The following is an 18,879-nucleotide window of genomic DNA, read 5'->3' on the forward strand; positions in this document are numbered from 1 at the left end:
AAGGTCGGACCCGAGGGCGAAGCCCCGGAATGACGGGGGAGGGCGGCATGACTGACGCATCTCCCCTCGTCAGCATTCGCAAGCTGACGCTTGACGCTATGACCGAGCGCGGCCCGGCGCATATCCTGCGTGGGATCGACCTCGAGATCGGGCGCGGCCGCATTCTCGGCGTCGTGGGCGAATCCGGCTCCGGCAAATCGACGCTCGCCTCCGCCTTGCTGCGCTTGCTCCCGAGCAATGTCAGCCGGCTCGACGGCGAGATCCGCTTCGACGGCACCGACCTGCTCGCGCTCCCGGCCAATGAGATGCAGGCCTGGCGCGGTGTGCGCATCGCCATGATCTTCCAGGATCCGATGACGGCGCTGAACCCGCTTTTCACTGTCGGCACCCATATGGTCGATGTGCTGCGGCGGCGCTTTCCCGAACTGTCGCGGCGCGAGGCGCTTGCTCGCAGCGAGGCGATGCTGGTCAAGGTCGGCATCGCCGATCCGCATCTGCGCCTGAAGGCCTATCCGCACCAATTATCGGGTGGCATGCGCCAGCGCGTGATGATCGCCATGGCGCTCTCGGTCGAGCCCGACCTGCTGCTCGCCGACGAGCCGACGACGGCGCTCGACGCCACGGTCGAAGCCCAGATCGTCGCGCTGTTCGACCGGCTCAGGCAGGATTTTTCCGGCTCGATCGTCTTCATCTCGCATCATCTCGGGCTCGTTGCCGAGCTCTGCGACGATCTCTGCGTGATGTATGGCGGCGCGATCGTCGAGACCGGCCCGGTCGCCGAGGTGCTGCGGGCTCCGCGCCATCCCTATACCCGCGCGCTGCTCGACTGCGAGATCGAGGATGGCGACGAGGGCCGGCTCGCGACGATTCCCGGCGAGGTACCCAACCCGCTGAGCGAATTGACGCAATGCATCTTCGCCAGCCGCTGCGCCCACACAGCCGATATCTGCCTGGAGCGGCACCCGTCGCTTGCGGCCGTGGGACAGGGCCGGCAGGCGGCCTGCATTCGCTCGGCCGAGGTGCTGCCATGAGCGCACCAGTGGCTGAGCCCGCGCCATTGATCGCCTTCGACGGGGTCTCGCTCGTCTATGACGGCAAGGTGCGGGCGCTCGACGGAGTCTCCTTCGCGATCGACCGCGGCGAGATCGTCGGCCTCGTCGGCGAATCCGGCTCGGGCAAGACCACGCTCTGCCGCGTGCTGATGGGGCTGCTGCCCGCTTCGTCGGGACGCGTAACGATTGCCGGGGAGCCGCTGGCGGTGCGTCTCGCGCGCGATCCGCTTGGCTTCCGCCGGCAGGTCCAGATGCTCAAGCAGGAGGCGGTCGCCTCGCTCTCGCCGCGCATGCGCATCCGGGCGCTGGCCGAGGAGCCGTTGAAGATCCACGGATTGCCGATGGTCGAGGGCCGCGCCCGCTTGCTGCGCATCCTCAAGCGTCTCGGCCTGCCCGAGGCGACGCTCGACAAGTTTCCGCATCAGGTCTCGGGCGGACAGGCGCGCCGCATCGCGATCCTGCGCGCTTTGGTGCTGCAGCCTGAGATCATCGTCGCCGACGAGCCCACCGCGGGACTCGACGTCTCCGTGCAGGGCGATCTGCTCAATCTGATGCGCGACCTGCATGAGGAGTTCGCGCTGACCTATCTCGTCGTCAGCCACAACCTCAATGTCGTGCGCCGGCTGACCGGCCGGACGATCGTGATGTATCTCGGCCAGGTCGTCGAGGAGGCGCCGACCAGGGCATTGTTCGAGGCCCCGGCCCACCCCTACGCGGCAGCGCTGCTCTCGACCAACCCGTCCGTCGATCCGGCCAGGCGCCGCGAGCGCATCATCCTGAAGGGCGAGATCCCGAGCCCGATCAATCCGCCTTCCGGCTGCCGCTTCCATACGCGCTGCCCGCAGGTCGCGGAGCGTTGCAAGATCGAGATGCCGGAGCTGCGCGAGCTGGGCACCGGTCGCCGCGTGCGTTGCCATTTCCCGTTGACCGAAGCTGCCGCCAGAGCCGGATGACTTCAGATGGGCTCCCCTGGTGATCCCACCTGAAGTCATCCGGCTCTACCGCCTTGTTTTATCGCATTTTCTTCACGCGAACCGGTGTCCACTTCGCTCGAAAATGCTCTAGTCGTACGGCCTGATCCCGAGGAGCAAGAGCCATGTCCGCGCCCGCTGCCATGCCGCCGATCTACATCACCTATATGAACCGCCTCGACATAGAGGCGCTCGCCATCACCGATGACGAGATCCTGGCTGCGATCGAGGGCGCGCTGGCGACGCAAGGGCGCGGCGAGGCGGTGATCGAGCCACGCATGCATCTCGAACCCAAGGCGGCGAACGGCCATTTCAACGTGCTGCGCGGTGCGCTCGGAGGCGAGATCGACGCAGCCGGCGTCAAGGTCGTTGGCGACTTCGTCGAGAACTACAAGATCGGCCTGCCCTCGGAGCTTGCCGTTTTGACCCTGTTCGACCGCTTCAACGGCAGTCCCAAGGCGATCCTCGACGCATCTGGCATCACCGATATGCGCACCGGTGCGGTCACTGCCATCGGCGCGAAATATCTCGCTCGCAAGGGCTCAAAGGTGCTCGGCCATATCGGCGCGCGCGGCACCGCCTATTGGAATGTCCGCCTGCTCGACCATCTCTTCGATTTCGACGAGATCCGCGTGCATTCGCGCCGGCCCGAGAGCCGCGACGGTTTTGCGGCGAAACTCTCGGCCGATCTCGGCAAGCGCGTCATCGCCACGCCGGACTGGAGATCCTGCGTCGAGGGCGCCGATATCGTCGTCGAGGCCTCGCGGCTCGACCAGCCCGAGCCGATGCTGAAGACGCAGTGGATCAAAAAGGGCGCCTTCGTCGTGCCCTAGGGCACGATGAGCGCGGTCGAGTTCTCGCTGACCGACATCATGAGCAAGCTCGTCGTCGATGATTGGGGCCAGTGCAAGGGCGGCAAGTTCGGCAGCTTGCGCGCCCATGTCGAGGCCGGCAAGCTCTCGGAGGCGACGCTGCATGCCGAGATGGGCCAGATCGTCGCCGGCCTGAAACCTGGCCGTGAAAGCGAGGACGAGACCATCTTGTTCTGGCATCGCGGTCTGTCGCTGTCGGATATCGCGCTCGGCCACGCCATGCTGGAGAAGGGCAAGCGGCTGGGCATCGGCCAGCGCCTGCGCTTCGCCTGAACGGGATCAGGCCGATGCTCGTCGCCAATGCGCGGATGTATGCGGTCAATGCCGGCGTTCGCGCCGCCTGGGCGAAACTGTTCGCACTGGTCTCGCAGAAGGCCGGCGTGCCGCTTGCGGTGATCGAGCATGCCGCGCCCGCGCCGCTTGAAGCGCTCTGGCGGCGCCAGGATCTCGGCCTCGCCTTCATCTGCGGCTTTCCCTTCGCCAGTGGCGGCTTTCCCGTGCAGCCGATCGCGGCGCCCATCCCCGCAAACCCGCTCGCATCCGGAAAACCTCTCTACGCCAGCGACCTGATCGTGCGCGCCAACGGTCCGCTCCGGACGCTGCAGGATACGTTTGGCGGCCGCATCGGCTGGACGGCGCGGCATTCGCAATCCGGCTTCCAGGCGCTGCGTGGACATCTGCTGCCTTATGTCAAATCCGGCGCACCGCTCTATCGCGAGAGCCTCGGCGAGCTGATGACGCCGCGCCGGGTGATCGAGGCCGTGCTCAACGACCGGATCGATATCGGGCCGCTCGATTCCTATTTCCACGATGTGCTGAAGCGGCATGAGCCCGAGACGGCGGCAAGGCTGCGCGTGGTCGCGACGACGCAAGCAACGCCGATGCCGCTGCTGGCTGCTTCGAGCGGGATCGATCCCGCGATTATTGCAGCCCTGCGTGGCACGTTGCTGGCGCTTGGCGCGGCCTCGGCGGCAAAGTCTGTCCTCGTCGAATTGTGCCTCACCGGCTTTGCCGCCGTCGAGCCTGACGACTACAGGCCTTTGCTGGCGCAGGCCGCAGCCCTCGACGAATCCGGATATGGCGAGCCGGGATAGGGCGCGCTCAGTCGTTCCAGAGGCCACCGGTGATGCTGATCGTCTCGCCCGTGATGTAGTCGGCTTCGTCTGAGGACAGGAAGGCGACGGCCTTGGCGATGTCGTCGGGCAATCCCGGTCGCCGCAGGGGGATCGCTTGCGCGCGCTCATAGGCGTCGGGCAGTCCCTCGGCCTTGCGCTTGATCTCGGATTCGTCGCGCATCTTGGTGTCGACAATCAGGCCCGGCCCGACGGCGTTGACACGCACGCCGTGCTCGCCGAGTTCGGTCGCGAGCGACTGGGTGATGCCGATGATCGCGAATTTCGAGGCGCAATAGGCACTGTACGAAGCCACGCCCGATTTTCCCATCCAGGAGGCGATGTTGACGATTGCGCCCTTGCGGTTCCCAACCATCTCGGGCGCGACGGCGCGCGTCATGTGGAACAGCCCGTCGACATTGACTGAGAAATGCGCCTTCCAGTCCGCCTCGCTGGTCTCGAGCAGCTTGCCGACCTTCAGGATGCCGGCATTGTTGACCAGGATGTCGATGGGGCCGAGCGCCGCGCGCAGCGTCGCGACCGCGGCCTCTACCTGAGCGCTCGACGAGACGTCGCCGGCCGCCACCGCGACCTTGCCGCCATCCTTACGCAGGCTTTCAGCCGTCGCCTCGGCGGCTGCGAGATCAAAATCCAGAATGCCGACATCGCAGCCCTCAGTGAGCAGCCGCGCCGCGATGGCCCGGCCGATGCCATGGGCGGCGCCGGTGACGATCGCCTTGCGTCCTTCAAGCCCGTACATGCGCGGAAATCCTGTCGATCGGAGTCTGGAGAGCGAGCCGCCTTCTATAATATATCAGCGCGCTGTCCAACCACCGTCGGCAACCAGCGTCGTTCCCGTGCAGAACGACGACTCGTCGCTGGCGAGAAAGAGCATCGCCCTGGCGATCTCGACGGGCTGTCCCAGTCGCTCCATGGCCTGGCGCTGCTCGAGGCCGCGCCGGAGTTCGGCGCCGTCAGGTCCGCTCAGGATCTTGGCGAAATAGGGCGATTCGATCGTGCCCGGCGCGACGCAGTTGATCCGGATCTTGGCCGCGACATGGTCGATCGCCATTGCCCGCGTCAGCGCGGCGACCGCGCCCTTGGAGGCGACATAGGCTGCGCGATCGGTGATGCCGACATTGGCGACGGCAGACGCCGTGTTGACGATGACGCCGCCGCCCTGTTTCTCCATCACCGGAATGGCGTATTTGCAGCCGAAGAACACGCCCTTGACGTTCACCGCCATCAGCGCGTCCCAGTCGGCTTCCGATGTGGTTACGACCGTGCCGGCGAAACCGAAGCCGGCATTGTTGACGAGGATGTCGAGCCGGCCATGATCGGCGACAACCCTGTCGATCATGGCCTTGATCTCGGCTTCCTTGCTGACGTCGATCGTATGTGCGCTCGCCTTGCCGGAACTGCTCTTGATCTCGGCCGCGACGCGTTCCGCGGCAGCCCCGTCACGGTCGGCGACGATCACGACTGCGCCCTCTGCAGCGAAGAGCTTCGCCGCCTCGTGGCCGATGCCGGAACCGCCGCCGGTGATGATCGCGATCCTGCCAGCAAGCTTCATCCTGTCCGTCCTTCGTCTCGTCACGGGATTGCGCCGCATTTATATATCAGGTGCGAATGGCCGTCACAGCATCATCACGGGAGCGAAGAACTGCTCGATCGCCGCCAGCAGCGAGCGGCCGACGATCCAGGAGGATTTCGGATTGCTCGGCGAGGGCCGGTTGGCGATGGCAAGATGCATCGTGCCGAATTCGCTGCGCGCCGTCACGACATGGGTGTTGCCGGTCGTGGCGGGGTCGCAGATCACATCGACGCCGGTCGCCTCGAAGCCCGGCCCCGCCAGCGCCAGCGCGGCCGCGACATTGAGGTTTTGCGGATAGGCGGCCGCCGCCTCGCGCGCATTGCCCGAGAACAGGGTCACGGGGGCGTCGAGCCTGTCGGGATCATGGCCGAGCGCCTTGAGCTCAGCGCTCCAGGCTGCGGGAGGCTTGCGCGATTCATAGCGCAGCGTGAGCTCGCTTGCGTGCCGAACCGCGCGGACATAGTCGAGCCCACCGAGCGCGCCCGAGGGCAGCAGCAAGCGCCCGCCATGCTCGCGTGCCGTGGCGACGAGGCTCGCAAGCAAAGCCGCGTCATGCAAGGCGCCGATCGAGGAGATCAGCACAGGCAGGCCAAGCGTCAGACAGCCCGGAACGCTGGCGCGCACCGCCTCATGGCCTGCCGCCTCGACGACGAGGTCGGGCGCGAAGGCGGCGAGCTCGGCGAGGTCCGAGAGTGGCGTGCAGCTCTGCGGCAGGCGCTGGCGCGAGGCCGATCCTGGCTTCAGCAACACGCCGAGCACGTAGCCCGGCTGCGGAGCGTCGAGCAGCGTGGCGGCAAGATCGCCGGCGATCGCGCCGAAGCCGATCAGGACGAGGCGGCGCGGCTTCATCCGAGCTCGCCGATCCATTCCGCGACATTCGCGGTGAAGGCGTCGGGCCGCGAGACCGGGAAGAAGTGCCCGCCAGTGTCGAGCATCGTCTTGCGCGATCCAGGCAGCGCCGCCGCCAGCTCCTCCTGCAGGAAGGCCGGCACGATCATGTCGTCGCGCGCACCCAGGATCAGGATCGGCATCATCAGCGAGGCGGTGCTGGCGGAGCCGTCGAAGGACATCAACGCGTCGATGCGCTCACGCACGACCTGCCGCGCCTGCGCCGTCACCGGGGCAGAGGTGAGGGCGGCCTCGTAGGTGGCCCAATTCGCCTCGATCCAGGCCGGCGGATAGGCCAACAGCGCGGCGGTCGCGGCATAGGCATGCGGGTTCTCGTCGAGGATCGCGCGGCGGGTGCCGAACAGGCTGGTCATGTAGCGGCTGGGCTTGAGCCAGGTCGCGCTCAGGATCAGCCCGTCGAGCCGTTCGGGCGCGAGCCGACCCAGCGCCTGGCCGATGCAGCCGCCGGTCGAATGGCCGAGCAGGACGGTGCGATCGGCGCCGGCGGCGTCGAGCACGCCAAGGCAGTCCTGCGCCAATTGGTCGATGGTGCAGGCGGCGGTGCCGCGCGTGCTCGCGCCGATGCCGCGCTGGTCGAAGCGGATGACGCGGAAGGAGCGCGCCAGCGTCGTGGCATTGCTCTTCCAGAAGCCGGCTGTACCGCCCAGCCCGCTGACGAGCAGCAGCGTCGGGCCCTGACCCTCGCTGGTCGCGTGCAGTACGGCGCCGTCGGGAGTTTCGGCGGTGAAATGTCCGGCCGCGCCGGATTGCGATGCGGTGCTCATTGCAGTGGCGAATAGGAAACGGGGTTGAGGATGCGCGTGTTCTGGATGTCGATCAGCCCATCGACGCGCTTGAGGTAGTCCTGCCAGCGCGGATCGGCCAGCATCGTCTTGCGCTTGGCCGTGCGCTCGTCGAGGCTCTGATAGCTCCAGAGCGCGACGACATGGTTCAGCTCGCCGATCTCGGTGGTGAAATAGGCGATGAAATTGCCCAGATGCTCCTTCTGCAGCGGCAGGCCGTGTTCGCCATAGATCTTGACGAATTCGCCAAGCTTGCCGGCCTTGATGCGATAATCGCGCTCTTCATAGATCATCGGGCGATCCTCCCCTCTCACGCATCGGGCACGAGGATCTGCGCCCTCATGCTCATGCGTCTGCTGCATCACGCTGAGCCGTTCGCCGCAACTGCGGCGTCGGTCATGCCTGCTAAGCATGGCCTAGCTGGCTCGCCGCCGCCATGCCCGCAAAGACGGGGCCGGGGCGCAGGCCATGCAGATCACCTTTCGGGAAGCGACCCGACTGGGGCGGCCGCAGAGTCCGGTCTGGACTTGCGTTCTCGGGTGAGGGCGGCTGTTCCGGATCGGCGGCCGCAGCCTTACGCGGCGTGCCGTTGGGTCATTTACGGCTGCGCGCCGGCCGGCGAAGCCGGGGCCGCGGGGATCTCGCCGGCGGCCGGGGCAGGCGCGTTCGGGCCTTCGAGCCCGACCAGCGCGATCTTGAGATAGCCCGCCGCGCGTAGCGTGTTCATCAGCTTGACGACCTCGCCATAGGAGACCGACTGGTCGGCGCGCACGAAGATACGCTGCTCGCGGTCGGATCTGGTCTGGGCGTCGAGCGCCGTGGCGAGCTGGTCGGCAGCGACGGGCTGTTCGCCCAGCACCATCGCGAGATCGGCCTTCAGCGTCAGGAAGACCGGCTTCTCGGGGCGCGGCTGAGGCTTGGCGGTCGAGACCGGAAGCTCGACTGGCGCATCGACGGTGGAGAGCGGGGCTGCGACCATGAAGATGATCAGCAGCACCAGGATCACGTCGATGAACGGCGTGACATTGATCTCGCTGGCTTCGGGCAGGTCGTCGTCGCCGAAGCCGCCATTCGCATTGATGCCGCCGGCCATGGCCTCACTCCGCCGCGCGCTGGAGCGCGCTGCGGCCGCGGTCGAGATCGCGCGAGACCAGCCGGGCCACAGTCGCGGCGGCGTCGCCGACCTCGGCGCGGTAGCCGGCGATGCCGCGGCTGAACAGGTTGTAGATGATTACGGCGGGAATGGCGGCGACGAGGCCGATCGCGGTGGCGAGCAGCGCCTCGGCGATGCCCGGAGCAACCACGGCGAGGTTTGTGGTCTGCGCCTTGGAGATGCCGATGAACGAATTCATGATGCCCCAGACGGTGCCGAACAGGCCGACGAAGGGTGCCGTCGAGCCGATCGTCGCCAGCCAGCCCGTGCCGCGCGCGATCTCGCGGCTGGCGGCGAGCTCGATCCGGTGCAGCCGCGAGACGACGCGCTCCTTGATGCCGTCCTTGTCATAGGCCTGCTTGGAGGCGTGCATCTCCTCCACAGCGGCCTCGATCAGCTTGCGGCCGAGCCTTTGCGCTTTGTCGAGCGCGAGCGAAGCCTCGCCGAGGGTGGTCTGCTTTGCCAGGATTCGGGTCGCCTGCCGCAGCCGGCGCTTGGCGGCGCTCAATTCAAGCGTCTTGGCGAGCCCGATCGTCCAGGTCACGACCGAGGCGAAGGCCAGGCCCGCCATCACCGATTTCACGACGATATCGGCGGCCATGAACATTGACCAGGGCGAGAGGTCGTGCGGCATGGTCGAGGCCTGCGCATGGGCCAGGGCGGGGATGAACAGGAACGTCGCAGCGGCTGCGAGGCGCAACGTCCGGCGATATCCGGTGGTTGATTGGCGCGTCATGGTCACATCTCGGCCCAGTGGCGAATGAGGTTGCGGTGGCTTCCCGTCAGGCGGCCGCTGGCCCGCGCCGCGGTGGTTGCTCGGGTTCGGCGATCTGGCTGGCCAGGGGAGCTGTGGCGGCCTGTCGCGAACGGGCTTGTCTTTAAGGCGCGATGTTGGCGAGTCAATGGCTCGAATGCAATGCAGCATACGAAATATATATTCAATATCAGTATCTTAGAGGGATTCTAAGGAAAGGCCGAGTGGGCGGGAAGAGGCGTGCGTCGGCTGCTTTCGTTCATCGGCCGTTCATGTCAAGTTCATTCGGTCGCGGCTAAGTGTCTGTTAAGGCTCGCTTGCAGCGGGACGATCCGGTTGCGTGGTCTGGGGGGATTCGTCGCTGTTGCCGAGTTCGGACGACATGCAGGGCGTGGCCGGGCTGCCGAGTGACCGGCAGGTCGCCTGGCGTTTCGCCGGGCTGACCGGCGGCTTCTGGCGGGGCGCGAGCGCCCGCCGCGCCTGGTTCTGGTCGCTCCTGCTCGCAATTGCGATCATTCTCTCCGTTTTCGCCAATGTCACCGTCAATCGCTGGAACGGCTGGTTCTTCGACGCGCTGGAGAAGAAGGACAGCGAGAGCGCGCTGATTGCGATGGCGGTCTTTCCGGTGCTGGTCCTGATCGCGGCCGGGCTCGGCGTCGTCATCCTCGTCGCCCGCGAGACCTTCCAGGTGCACTGGCGGCAATGGGTCACGGGAAAGCTGGCCGATGGCTGGATCAATGAGCGCCGCTTCTTCCGGCTCGGCCTCTCCGGCTACGAGCCGGCCAATCCCGAATACCGCATCGCCGACGATGTCCGCTGGGCGACCGAGCCGGTGGTCGATTTCGCCATCGGCCTGCTCACGGCGATCATCACCATCATCACCTTCATCGAGATCCTCTGGGAAATCGGTGGCGCGCTGCAGATCGCGACCGGCAGCGGTCGGGTCACGATCCCCGCCTATATGGTGCTGGCGGCGATCGTCTATGCCGTGCTCGTCTCCCTCCTCATCAGCATCGTCGGGCGCCGCCTGCCGCGCCTGATCGCGGCACGCAACGAGGGCGAGGCGCGGCTGCGCTTCTCCTTGATGCGCATTCGCGACCATGGCGAGACGATCGCGCTCGCCCGTACCGAGCCCAGCGAGCGCCGGGCCGTGGCGCAGACCTATGACGGCCTCGTCAGGCGCTGGCTCGCGATGATCCGCCAACGCGGCCGCTTGACCTGGATCACCAATGGCAGCGGCGCGCTCGTGCCGGTGGTGCCGCTGCTGCTGGCCGCGCCGAAATACCTCTCCGGCGAGATGTCGCTCGGCGGCGTCGTGCAGGTCGCGGCTGCCTTCGTGGCGGTGCAGAACGCCTTCAATTGGCTGCTCGACAACTTCATGCGCATCGCCGAGTGGCTTGCGGCCGCAAGGCGTGTCAACGAACTCGCCGATGCGCTGCAGCGCGTCGATGGCGAGCCTCCGGGCGATCATCTCAGCGTGATGCTGAGCCCTGACGGCCTGCTGCGGCTGCGTGGAGTCACGCTGATCGACCGCGACGGCCGCACGCTCGCCGCCGATATCGACCTGTCGCTGCCGCCGGGCGCGACGCTGCATCTTTCGGGCGAGCTCGGCCTCGGCCAAGCCGCCCTGATTCAGGCGATCGCCGGTCTCTGGCCCTGGGGGCGGGGCGAGATCGCGCTGCCGCGGGAGGCGCTGGTGACGGTTGTGCCACAGAAGCTGCATCTGACCGAAGGCAGCTTGCGGGCCGTACTCGATACCGGGCTGACCCGGCCCTCCGAGCCTCTGCTGGAGGCCCTGCGGCGCTATGGCCTGTCGGCCCTCGTGCCGCGGCTCGACGAGATCAGCGACTGGGACAAGGAACTCGCGACCGGGGACCGGCAGCGCCTCGCGCTCGCTCGTGCCGAGCTGGAGGCGCCCGACATCATCCTGCTCGATGAGGCGACGAGCGCGCTCGAGACCGACATGGCGCTGGAGCTGATCGAGGAGTTGCGCGCGGCACGGCCGGACGCGATGATCCTGGCCTTCGGCCAGAGCGCCGGCTTCGCCGAGGCCGCGACGCATCGTCTGGTTCTGAAGCGGGCCGGCGGCGTCGTGCGCATGGCCGGTGCCGACAAGACACGCGCGGGCGCGCATGCCGAGCTGGCGGAGTAGGGCGCCATGAAGCGCCGTTCAGCAAGGGTTCAGCGGGGGCGCGGGCTCCTGTGCCTGCGACCCCATCCTTCCCCAAAGCCGCCGGTGGGAGCGCCGGCGCTCATGCCAAGGAGCCGACATCGATGACAGCCGCAACGATGAACATCTGGGACGTCTATTGGGGCCTGCGCGTCGACCAATGCCCCTGTGACGTGCATTTCGTCGAATGGCTCGAGGAGGAGGGGCTCACCGACAAGCGTATCTACCATTTCGGCACGGGCGGGCATCATTATGTCGGCATCCGCTGCGCCGAGCCGGAATTGAACAACACCGTGCTCGGCATCACCGCCTCGCCCAAGGAATATGACGCCTTCGTCAAGCTGGCGACGGCAAGCCCGAGCATCACCAAGACCTATTCAGCCTATTTCGGCGACATCTATACCAGCAACGCTCGGCTGCTGCCGCGCTTCGATATCGTGACGCTGTTCCATGCCTGCGAGTTCAGGAGCGAGGCCAATGACGCCTATGGCGCGCTGACCGACCGCGAGGTGATCGACCTCTTCACGGCCCAGACCGATATCGGCGGCTATCTCCTGTTCTACACCGGCTCCTTCGCCTATGCCACGGCCGAGCCGATCATCGCCGACTGGGCCAGGACGGCGCAGGTCGACGAGGTTGCCAGCTTCAAGACGCTGCGGGTGTTCCGGAAGACCGGCTGAGGATGTTGGAGGCGGCTCCCGACGGCGTGTTTCAATTGTGAATCCGCGCGCTTCAACCATGAACTGTTTATGCTCGGAACCACGCCGTCATCCTGGGCACCCGAAGGGTGACCGGGATCCATCGGAGGGCTCCGGAGCTCTACGATGGATCCCGGAGCTGCGCGGCTTCGCCGCTTGTCCAGGATGACGGCGCGGTTCTGAGCGCAAACAACACGCTCCCAACAACACGCCCGAAGTGGCGAGGATTGCTTGCCGTCGCGCACGGCGTTAGGTTTATCCGGCAACTCGTCGAGAAAGGAGGGCCGCGTGATCACGTTTGTTCGTCACTATCATACGCGTGGCCCGGTCAACGCCCTGCAAAGCTGTTTGCAGGGCTGACCAGAGACGATTGCTTCACGGTTCTCTTCCCGGTCTGCCCTTCGTGGTAGCGCAGCGCTGAGCCTTCAACGGCTCGCGGCTCGCGTCCCTTCACAACACCGAGCTTGGGAAGCTGCGGCCCCCAGCCCCGCATCGCGCGGCAGCAAGACTGCCTGCGGCGAGCGCCGGCCATGGCTCGGGCAGACCGGACAACGACAATGGCATTGATCAATCTGAGGAATCTCGGCGTCACCTTGGGCACGCCGCTCTTTTCGAATCTGGACCTGACGATCGGGGCGAATGACCGCCTCGGCCTCGTCGCCGCCAATGGCCGGGGCAAGTCGACCCTGCTGCATTGTCTCACCGGTGGCCTCGAGCCCAGCGCGGGCGAGATCACGCGCTCGCGCGGCTTGCGCGTCGGGCATGTCGAGCAGGATATCCCGGCCCGGTTCGCGGACACGGCCTTCCATGACCTCGTCCGCCAGGCCTTGCCGGCGGAGCAGGCCGACAGCGAAGGCTGGCGCGTCGATGTGGTGCTCGACTCGCTCGAGGTTCCCGAGCCGCTGCGCCAGCGCCCGCTCTCGCGCCTGAGCGGAGGCTGGCAGAGGCTGGCGATGCTGGCGCGCATCTGGGTGACCGAGCCCGATCTGCTGCTGCTGGACGAGCCGACCAACCATCTCGATCTCGCCCGGATCAATCAGCTGGAAGACTGGCTCAACGCCTTGCCGCGCGAGGTGCCCGTCGTCATATCGAGCCATGACCGCGCCTTCTTGGACGCGACGACCAACCGGACGCTGTTCCTGCGCCCGGAGCGCTCCCAGCTCTTCGCCTTGCCCTATACGAGGGCGCGGCTCGCGCTCGACGAGGTCGATGCCTCGCAGGAGCGCCGGTTCCAGCGCGACCTGAAGACCGCCCAGCAATTGCGCCGGCAGGCCGCGAAGCTCAGGAATATTGGGATCAATTCCGGCAGCGACCTCCTGGTGGTCAAGACCAAGCAGCTCAAGGAAAGAGCCGAGCGCCTGGAGGATGCGGCCTTGCCCGCGCATCGCGAGCGCTCGGCCGGGGCGATCAGGCTCGCTAATCGCGGCACCCATGCCAAGGTCCTGGTCACGCTCGACGATGCGACCATCGCGGCGCCTGACGGGACGCTGCTGTTCAAGACGGGCAAGCGCTGGATCAACCAGGGCGATCGCATCATCCTGCTCGGAGCCAACGGGACCGGCAAGTCGCGCCTCGTCAGCCTGATCAGGCGCGCGATCGTGGAGCCTCAGGGAGCGTCGGAGGCGATCAGGGCGACGCCGTCCCTGAAGCTCGGCTATAGCGACCAGAACCTGTCCGAGCTTGCGCCTGACGATACGCCCGGGGCGGCGATCGGCCGGCGCTTCGATGTCGGCGATCAGCGCGCCCGCTCGCTGCTGGCCGGCGCGGGCTTGACCATCGAGATGCAGGACGGCGCCATAGGCCGCCTTTCCGGCGGGCAGAAGGCGCGGTTGATGATGCTGATCTTGCGCCTGGCCAATCCCAATTTCTACCTGCTGGACGAACCGACCAACCATCTCGACATCGAGGGGCAGGAGGCGCTGGAGGCCGAGTTGATGGGCCAATTGATGGGCCCTGAGGCGAGCGGCCTGCTGGTCTCGCATGACCGCAGCTTCGCCCGGACGGTCGGCAATCGCTTCTGGCTGATCGAGAACCGGCGCCTGGTCGAGGTCGAGGGGCCCGATCGGCTCTTCGCGTCCGTCGCCAGGCGGGATAGCTGACGTATTGCGCCAGGATCCTCGCCGGAAAGATCCTGGCGCCATGAGGCGGCCGCAAAGGCCGCCTCATGGCAATGCGCGCGCGTCCGGAAAAACCGCCGGGCGCGACCTGCGCCAGCCTCATGGCGCGCATTCGCCGCGCCGTTCCGGCTTGTGCATCCCGGTCGAGGCGTTATCTGTCGGGCAAGGTCGCGTCCTGCGGCCTGTCGCCCCGCCCCGGGGATCTGGCGCAGCAGCGTGCGGTCCCGATCAGCCTTCGAGCGAGTTCGCATATGTCCTTCGGCCCGCATGAGCCAGGTATGCCCTTGCGCAGGCGCAGCCGCTGGTGGTGGCTCGGCCCGCTGGCGAGCGCGACGATCTTTATCGCCTCGCTGGTCGTGCTCTGGTTCATCATCCGGGAGATCGAGCCCGGCGCGCTCGCCGGGGCTTTCGCCAATGCCAGCCAGCGCCAGCTCGGCCTCGCGCTCGGCTTCACCGCGCTGAGCTATCTCCTGCTCACCGGCTACGACGCGCTGGCGCTGAAGCGGCTCGGGCTCTCCATCCCTTACCGCACCACGGCGCTCGCCTCCTTCACCAGCTATTCCGTGTCCTTCACGTTGGGTTTCCCGATCGTGACCGGCGGCACGGTGCGTTACTGGATCTATTCGCCCAAGGGCGTGCGCGCCTCCGAGGTCGCGAGCCTGACCGTGATCGCGGGCCTGACCTTCTGGCTCGGCCTCGGCGCGATCCTGTGCGCCTGCCTGTTCTACGATTCCGAGGGCGTTGCGCGGCTGGCGCGCACCTCGCCGCTGGTGGTGCAGGGCGTCGGCGCGGCGGTGGCGCTCGGCACGCTGGGCTACCTCGCCTGGATCGCGAGCGGCGAGCGCACCATCCGCGTCAGCGGCTGGAACCTGCCGCTGCCGGGCTTGGGGATCACGCTCGGTCAGATGTGCCTCGGCGCCTGCGAGGTCTGTGCGGCCGCGGCCGTGCTCTTCGTCCTGCTGCCGGGTGGGCACAATATCGACTATCCGAGCTTCCTCGCGGTCTATGTCTTCGCCTGCCTGATCGGCATCGCCAGCCACGCACCGGGAGGGCTCGGCGTCTTCGAGGCGACGATGCTGGTCGCGCTGAGCCGCCTGCCTTACGAGGGTGTGCTTGGCGCGCTGCTGCTCTTCCGCATCGCCTATTACCTTTTGCCCTTCATCCTGGCGCTCGTTCTGCTGGCGCTGAACGAGATGATCCGGCGGATCAGGCGGCGGGAGCGCTGAATCTCTCCAACGTCCCTGGATGCCGCTTATTCCTCTCCACCATTGTCGAGATAGCGCGCTGCGGTCAGCGTGATCTTGTGGTCGAGTTCGCCGATCGCCGCCTCGTCCTTGTCCTTGTAGGGGACCGCTTGGAGCACGAGGCGGATGGCGTTGAGCCGGGTGCGGAACTTGTCGTTGCCGCGCAGCACGCTCCAGGGCGCCGATGACGTCGAGCTGCGCTCCAGGATTTCGTCGAAGGCCTCGGAATAGGCGTCGAAGCGCGGAATCGCCTCGAAATCGATTGGCGACAGCTTCCAGCGCTTGAGCGGGTCGTGCCAGCGCGCATGCAGCCGCGTCATCTGCATCTCGCGGCCGATGGTCAGGAAGAGCTTGATCATGCGGATGCCGTCGCGCGCCAGCATGCCCTCGAAGACGGGGGCCTCGCGCAGGAAGGCGTCGGTCTGGTCGGGCGTGCAGAAGCTCATCACGCGCTCGACGCCGGCGCGATTGTACCAGGAGCGGTCGAAGAACACGATCTCGCCCGCCGCCGGCATTTCCGCGGCATAGCGCTGGAAATACCATTGCCCCTTCTCGGTGTCGGAGGGCTTCGACAGCGCCACCACGCGCGCCTGGCGCGGATTGAGATGCTGGGTGAAGCGGGTGATCGCGCCGCCCTTGCCGGCGCCGTCGCGGCCTTCGAGCACGATGACTATGCGTTCGCCGGTCTCGCGCACCCAGGCGAGGAGCTTCTGCAATTCGATCTGCAGCGGCTCCATCCCCTTGTCGTAATGCTTGCGCTTCATGCGCTTGTCATGGGGGTAGCCGCCGCTGCGGAAGGCGGCGTCGACGATGCGCTGGGGCAAGGTCTCCGCTTCGATGTCGAAGGCGTCGGATTCGGCCTTCTTCCGCTTCGTGGGCGCCGGCGGCTTTGTCTTGGCTGGGTCCGTTTTAGCAAGGCTTTTGGCGAGGCTCTTGGCGATGACGCGCTTGGGCACCTTCGTGCCGGCGGTCTTCGCTTTCGTCATGGACACGCGCTTGGCCATCTGTTTTCTCCTGGTCCTTGGCTGGCAAGCTAACCCGTGTGCGCGGTCAGGGGAATTGACGTGCGCCGGCGATCCGATCAGGAAGGCATCCTCTCGCGTCGTCCGGCTCTCGCGCCTGCCTCGGTGGCGAGAGGACAGCGCAAGGTGCCGCGTCCGATGTTCGAGACTGTCGACCCCAATGCCCCCGCCACGCTCGCCCTGATCGGGGCGCTCGGCTCGGCCGTCGTCCTGCTCGACGCGCAAGGCGTCGTCCAGGCGCTGAGCCCGGCGATGAATGCGCTGATCCCGGCGCTCGACCAGGGCCGGCAATTGACGCTCGTCATGCGCGATCCCGATCTGATCGGGGCGATGGAGCAGGTCTCGAGCCAGGGCGGGCGCCGCGTCATCGAACTGGTCGAGCGCGTGCCGGTCGAACGCACCTTTCGGATCCATATCGCGGCGTTGCGGACCGCGGGCGGGCGTCGCTCCTTGCTGCTGACCTTCGAGGATCTCAGCGAGCAGCGCGTCACCGAGCGCATGCGGGTCGATTTCGTCGCCAATGCCAGCCATGAACTGCGCACGCCTTTGGCCTCGCTGCTCGGCTTCGTCGAGACGCTGCAGGGCCCCGCTCGCAACGATGCCGGCGCGCGCGACCGCTTCCTGACGATCATGCGCGAGCAGGGCTTGCGCATGGCGCGCCTCGTCGACGATCTGCTCTCGCTCTCGCGCATCGAGCTGCGCGCCCATCTGGCGCCTGAAACCCCGGTCGATCTCGCCGGCATCTCGCGCGAGATCGTCGATTCGCTGACGCTGATGGCGCGCGAGCGTAATGTGAATCTGCGCCTGTCGCTGCCCGAGCAGCCGGTGAAGGTCGCCGGCGACCGCGACGAATTGCTGCGATTGATGGAGAATCTGGTCGAGAACGCCATTAAATATGGCCGTAGGGACGGCGAGGTCGCGATCGATGTCATCGATGGCGCGACCGAGGCCAGCGTCAGCGTGCGCGATGACGGGCCCGGCATCGCGCCCGAACACCTGCCGCGCCTGACCGAGCGCTTCTACCGGGTCGACACCGCCGCCAGCCGCGAAGCGGGCGGAACCGGCCTTGGCCTGGCCATCGTCAAGCACATCGTGCTGCGCCATCGCGGGCGCCTCACCATCGAGAGCCTGCTGGGGCAGGGCGCGACTTTCAAGGCGATCTTTCCGCGCCTCGGACCGGCGCCTCGGAGCCCGTCCTGAATCGTTTGTGACAGCTTTGATGACAGGATGTCATCCGTCTGTCACACAGAAGGTGTTCTGACGGGGCCGCTGAACGTGCGATCCAGAGAGGACATCTCAATGCGCAAAATTCTCATTCTCGCGGCCGCCTCAATCGGGCTGTCCGGCGCGGTCCAGGCTGCCGACATCACCGGCGCCGGCGCGACTTTCCCCTTCCCGATCTACGCCAAATGGGCTGAAGCCTATAAGAAGGAGACCAATATCGGTCTCAATTACCAGTCGATCGGCTCGGGTGGCGGCATCCGCCAGATCAAGGCCAAGACGGTCGCCTTCGGCGCCACCGACGCCCCGCTCAAGGGCGAGGACCTGACCAAGGACGGCCTGATCCAGTTCCCGACCGTGATGGGCGGCGTCGTTCCCGCGATCAACGTCGCCGGCGTCGAGGCCGGCAAGCTCAAGCTGACCGGCCCGATCATCGCCGCGATCTATATGGGCGACATCAAGAAGTGGAACGACCCCAAGATCGTCGCGCTCAACGCCGGCGTGACCCTCCCCGACGCCAACATCAACCCGGTCTATCGCTCGGACGGATCGGGCACGACCTATGTCTTCACCGATTACCTCTCCAAGGTTTCGGCTGACTGGAAGTCCAAGGTCGGCGCCAACCAGTCGGTCCAGTGGGCCGTCGGCATCGGCGGCAAGGGCAATGAGGGCGTCTCGGCTTCGGTCAAGCAGGTCGCCAACTCGATCGGTTATGTCGAGTACGCCTACGCCAAGCAGAACAAGCTCAACTTCGCGCTGATCCAGAACGCCGACGGCAACTACCCGGCCCCCGACGACAAGGCCTTCCAGGCCGCCGCCGCCAACGCCAACTGGAACGAGGCTCCCGGCTTCGGCATCTCGCTGAACAACCAGAAGGGCGCCGAAGCCTGGCCGATCACGGCCGCGACCTTCCTGCTCGTCCATGCCAAGCCGGAGAAGCCGGAAGAGGTGCAGGCCGCGCTGAAGTTCGTCGACTGGGCCTTCAAGAACGGCGACAAGCTCGCTCTCGACCTCGACTATGTGCCGCTGCCGACCGCCGTCAAGGATCAGGTCCGCAACGCCTGGAAGGGCGTCACCGACCCGGCCGGCAAGCCGATCTTCTGATCGGAGCGCGACAAGGCGAAGCGGGCTCCCTGCTTCGCCACGTTATTCTCAGCCTTCATCCTTCGAGACGCGCCTGCGGCGCTCCTCAGGATGAGGGCTGAGGT

General features: G+C 66.7%; 17 protein-coding genes and 1 pseudogene. 10 read left to right on the top strand and 8 right to left on the bottom strand.

Annotated features, from left to right (window positions below):
* The first annotated feature begins 47 nt into the window (after positions 1-47).
* From BHK69_RS08055 to BHK69_RS08070, 4 genes and pseudogenes are all read left to right on the top strand, one after another.
* Complete coding sequence (locus BHK69_RS08055; protein ID WP_069693475.1) at positions 48-1,031, top strand: ABC transporter ATP-binding protein; 984 nt, start codon at positions 48-50, stop codon at positions 1,029-1,031.
* A complete protein-coding gene (locus BHK69_RS08060; RefSeq protein ID WP_069689642.1) occupies positions 1,028-2,005 on the top strand; it encodes an oligopeptide/dipeptide ABC transporter ATP-binding protein in 978 nt (325 codons plus the stop codon). The genes BHK69_RS08055 and BHK69_RS08060 overlap by 4 nt, the downstream gene beginning before the upstream one ends.
* Before the next feature lie 161 nt (positions 2,006-2,166).
* A pseudogene (locus BHK69_RS08065) lies at positions 2,167-3,168 on the top strand (ornithine cyclodeaminase family protein).
* Positions 3,169-3,182: 14 nt separating this feature from the next.
* Positions 3,183-3,989: a phosphate/phosphite/phosphonate ABC transporter substrate-binding protein gene (locus tag BHK69_RS08070; protein ID WP_069689643.1), complete on the top strand. Its 807-nt coding sequence runs from the start codon at positions 3,183-3,185 to the stop codon at positions 3,987-3,989.
* 7 nt (positions 3,990-3,996) lie between these two features.
* On the opposite strand, the gene BHK69_RS08075 is transcribed toward BHK69_RS08070, so the two are convergent.
* From BHK69_RS08075 to exbB, 7 genes are all read right to left on the bottom strand, one after another.
* Complete coding sequence (locus tag BHK69_RS08075) at positions 3,997-4,767, bottom strand: SDR family NAD(P)-dependent oxidoreductase (RefSeq protein WP_069689644.1); 771 nt, start codon at positions 4,765-4,767, stop codon at positions 3,997-3,999.
* 54 nt (positions 4,768-4,821) lie between these two features.
* Complete coding sequence (locus tag BHK69_RS08080) at positions 4,822-5,580, bottom strand: SDR family oxidoreductase (protein WP_069689645.1); 759 nt, start codon at positions 5,578-5,580, stop codon at positions 4,822-4,824.
* Between the two features lie 63 nt (positions 5,581-5,643).
* Positions 5,644-6,450, bottom strand: coding sequence for an aspartate dehydrogenase (locus tag BHK69_RS08085; protein ID WP_069689646.1), 807 nt, complete (start codon positions 6,448-6,450; stop codon positions 5,644-5,646).
* Positions 6,447-7,274, bottom strand: coding sequence for an alpha/beta fold hydrolase (locus BHK69_RS08090; RefSeq protein ID WP_069689647.1), 828 nt, complete (start codon positions 7,272-7,274; stop codon positions 6,447-6,449). The genes BHK69_RS08085 and BHK69_RS08090 overlap by 4 nt, the downstream gene beginning before the upstream one ends.
* Positions 7,271-7,585, bottom strand: a complete 315-nt coding sequence (locus tag BHK69_RS08095; protein WP_069689648.1) for an NIPSNAP family protein — start codon at positions 7,583-7,585, stop codon at positions 7,271-7,273. The genes BHK69_RS08090 and BHK69_RS08095 overlap by 4 nt, the downstream gene beginning before the upstream one ends.
* A gap of 305 nt (positions 7,586-7,890) precedes the next feature.
* Positions 7,891-8,385, bottom strand: coding sequence for a TonB system transport protein ExbD (gene exbD / locus BHK69_RS08100; RefSeq protein WP_069689649.1), 495 nt, complete (start codon positions 8,383-8,385; stop codon positions 7,891-7,893).
* 4 nt (positions 8,386-8,389) lie between these two features.
* A complete protein-coding gene (gene exbB / locus BHK69_RS08105) occupies positions 8,390-9,079 on the bottom strand; it encodes a tonB-system energizer ExbB (protein WP_069693476.1) in 690 nt (229 codons plus the stop codon).
* A 484-nt stretch (positions 9,080-9,563) separates the two neighbouring features.
* Here exbB and BHK69_RS08110 point away from each other — a divergent pair, with 484 nt between their 5' ends.
* The 4 genes from BHK69_RS08110 (at position 9,564) to BHK69_RS08125 (ending at position 15,410) form a co-directional block, all read left to right on the top strand.
* Positions 9,564-11,351 carry an ABC transporter ATP-binding protein/permease gene (locus BHK69_RS08110; RefSeq protein ID WP_148663352.1) on the top strand — a complete coding sequence of 596 codons (1,788 nt, stop codon included), beginning with the start codon at positions 9,564-9,566 and terminating at the stop codon, positions 11,349-11,351.
* A 122-nt stretch (positions 11,352-11,473) separates the two neighbouring features.
* Positions 11,474-12,049 (top strand): hypothetical protein, encoded by a 576-nt coding sequence (locus BHK69_RS08115; protein ID WP_199579069.1) that lies wholly within the window; start codon positions 11,474-11,476, stop codon positions 12,047-12,049.
* A 575-nt stretch (positions 12,050-12,624) separates the two neighbouring features.
* On the top strand, positions 12,625-14,166 hold the full coding sequence (locus BHK69_RS08120; protein WP_069689651.1) for an ABC-F family ATP-binding cassette domain-containing protein: 1,542 nt from the start codon (positions 12,625-12,627) through the stop codon (positions 14,164-14,166).
* A gap of 296 nt (positions 14,167-14,462) precedes the next feature.
* Positions 14,463-15,410: a lysylphosphatidylglycerol synthase domain-containing protein gene (locus BHK69_RS08125; RefSeq protein ID WP_244548437.1), complete on the top strand. Its 948-nt coding sequence runs from the start codon at positions 14,463-14,465 to the stop codon at positions 15,408-15,410.
* Between the two features lie 26 nt (positions 15,411-15,436).
* Here the strand turns inward: BHK69_RS08125 and ppk2 are convergent, their stop codons facing one another.
* Positions 15,437-16,432 (bottom strand): polyphosphate kinase 2, encoded by a 996-nt coding sequence (gene ppk2, locus BHK69_RS08130; RefSeq protein WP_069689653.1) that lies wholly within the window; start codon positions 16,430-16,432, stop codon positions 15,437-15,439.
* Between the two features lie 60 nt (positions 16,433-16,492).
* Between ppk2 and BHK69_RS08135 the strand changes: the two genes are divergently transcribed.
* Together BHK69_RS08135 and pstS are read left to right on the top strand one after the other, a co-directional pair.
* Positions 16,493-17,650: an ATP-binding protein gene (locus BHK69_RS08135; protein ID WP_244548438.1), complete on the top strand. Its 1,158-nt coding sequence runs from the start codon at positions 16,493-16,495 to the stop codon at positions 17,648-17,650.
* 99 nt (positions 17,651-17,749) lie between these two features.
* The gene (gene pstS, locus BHK69_RS08140; RefSeq protein WP_069689655.1) at positions 17,750-18,775 is read left to right on the top strand and encodes a phosphate ABC transporter substrate-binding protein PstS; all 1,026 of its coding nucleotides are present in this window, start codon (positions 17,750-17,752) and stop codon (positions 18,773-18,775) included.
* The last annotated feature ends 104 nt before the right edge of the window (positions 18,776-18,879 follow it).

Origin of the sequence: Bosea vaviloviae, assembly GCF_001741865.1 — a bacterium.
GTDB lineage: Bacteria > Pseudomonadota > Alphaproteobacteria > Rhizobiales > Beijerinckiaceae > Allobosea > Allobosea vaviloviae.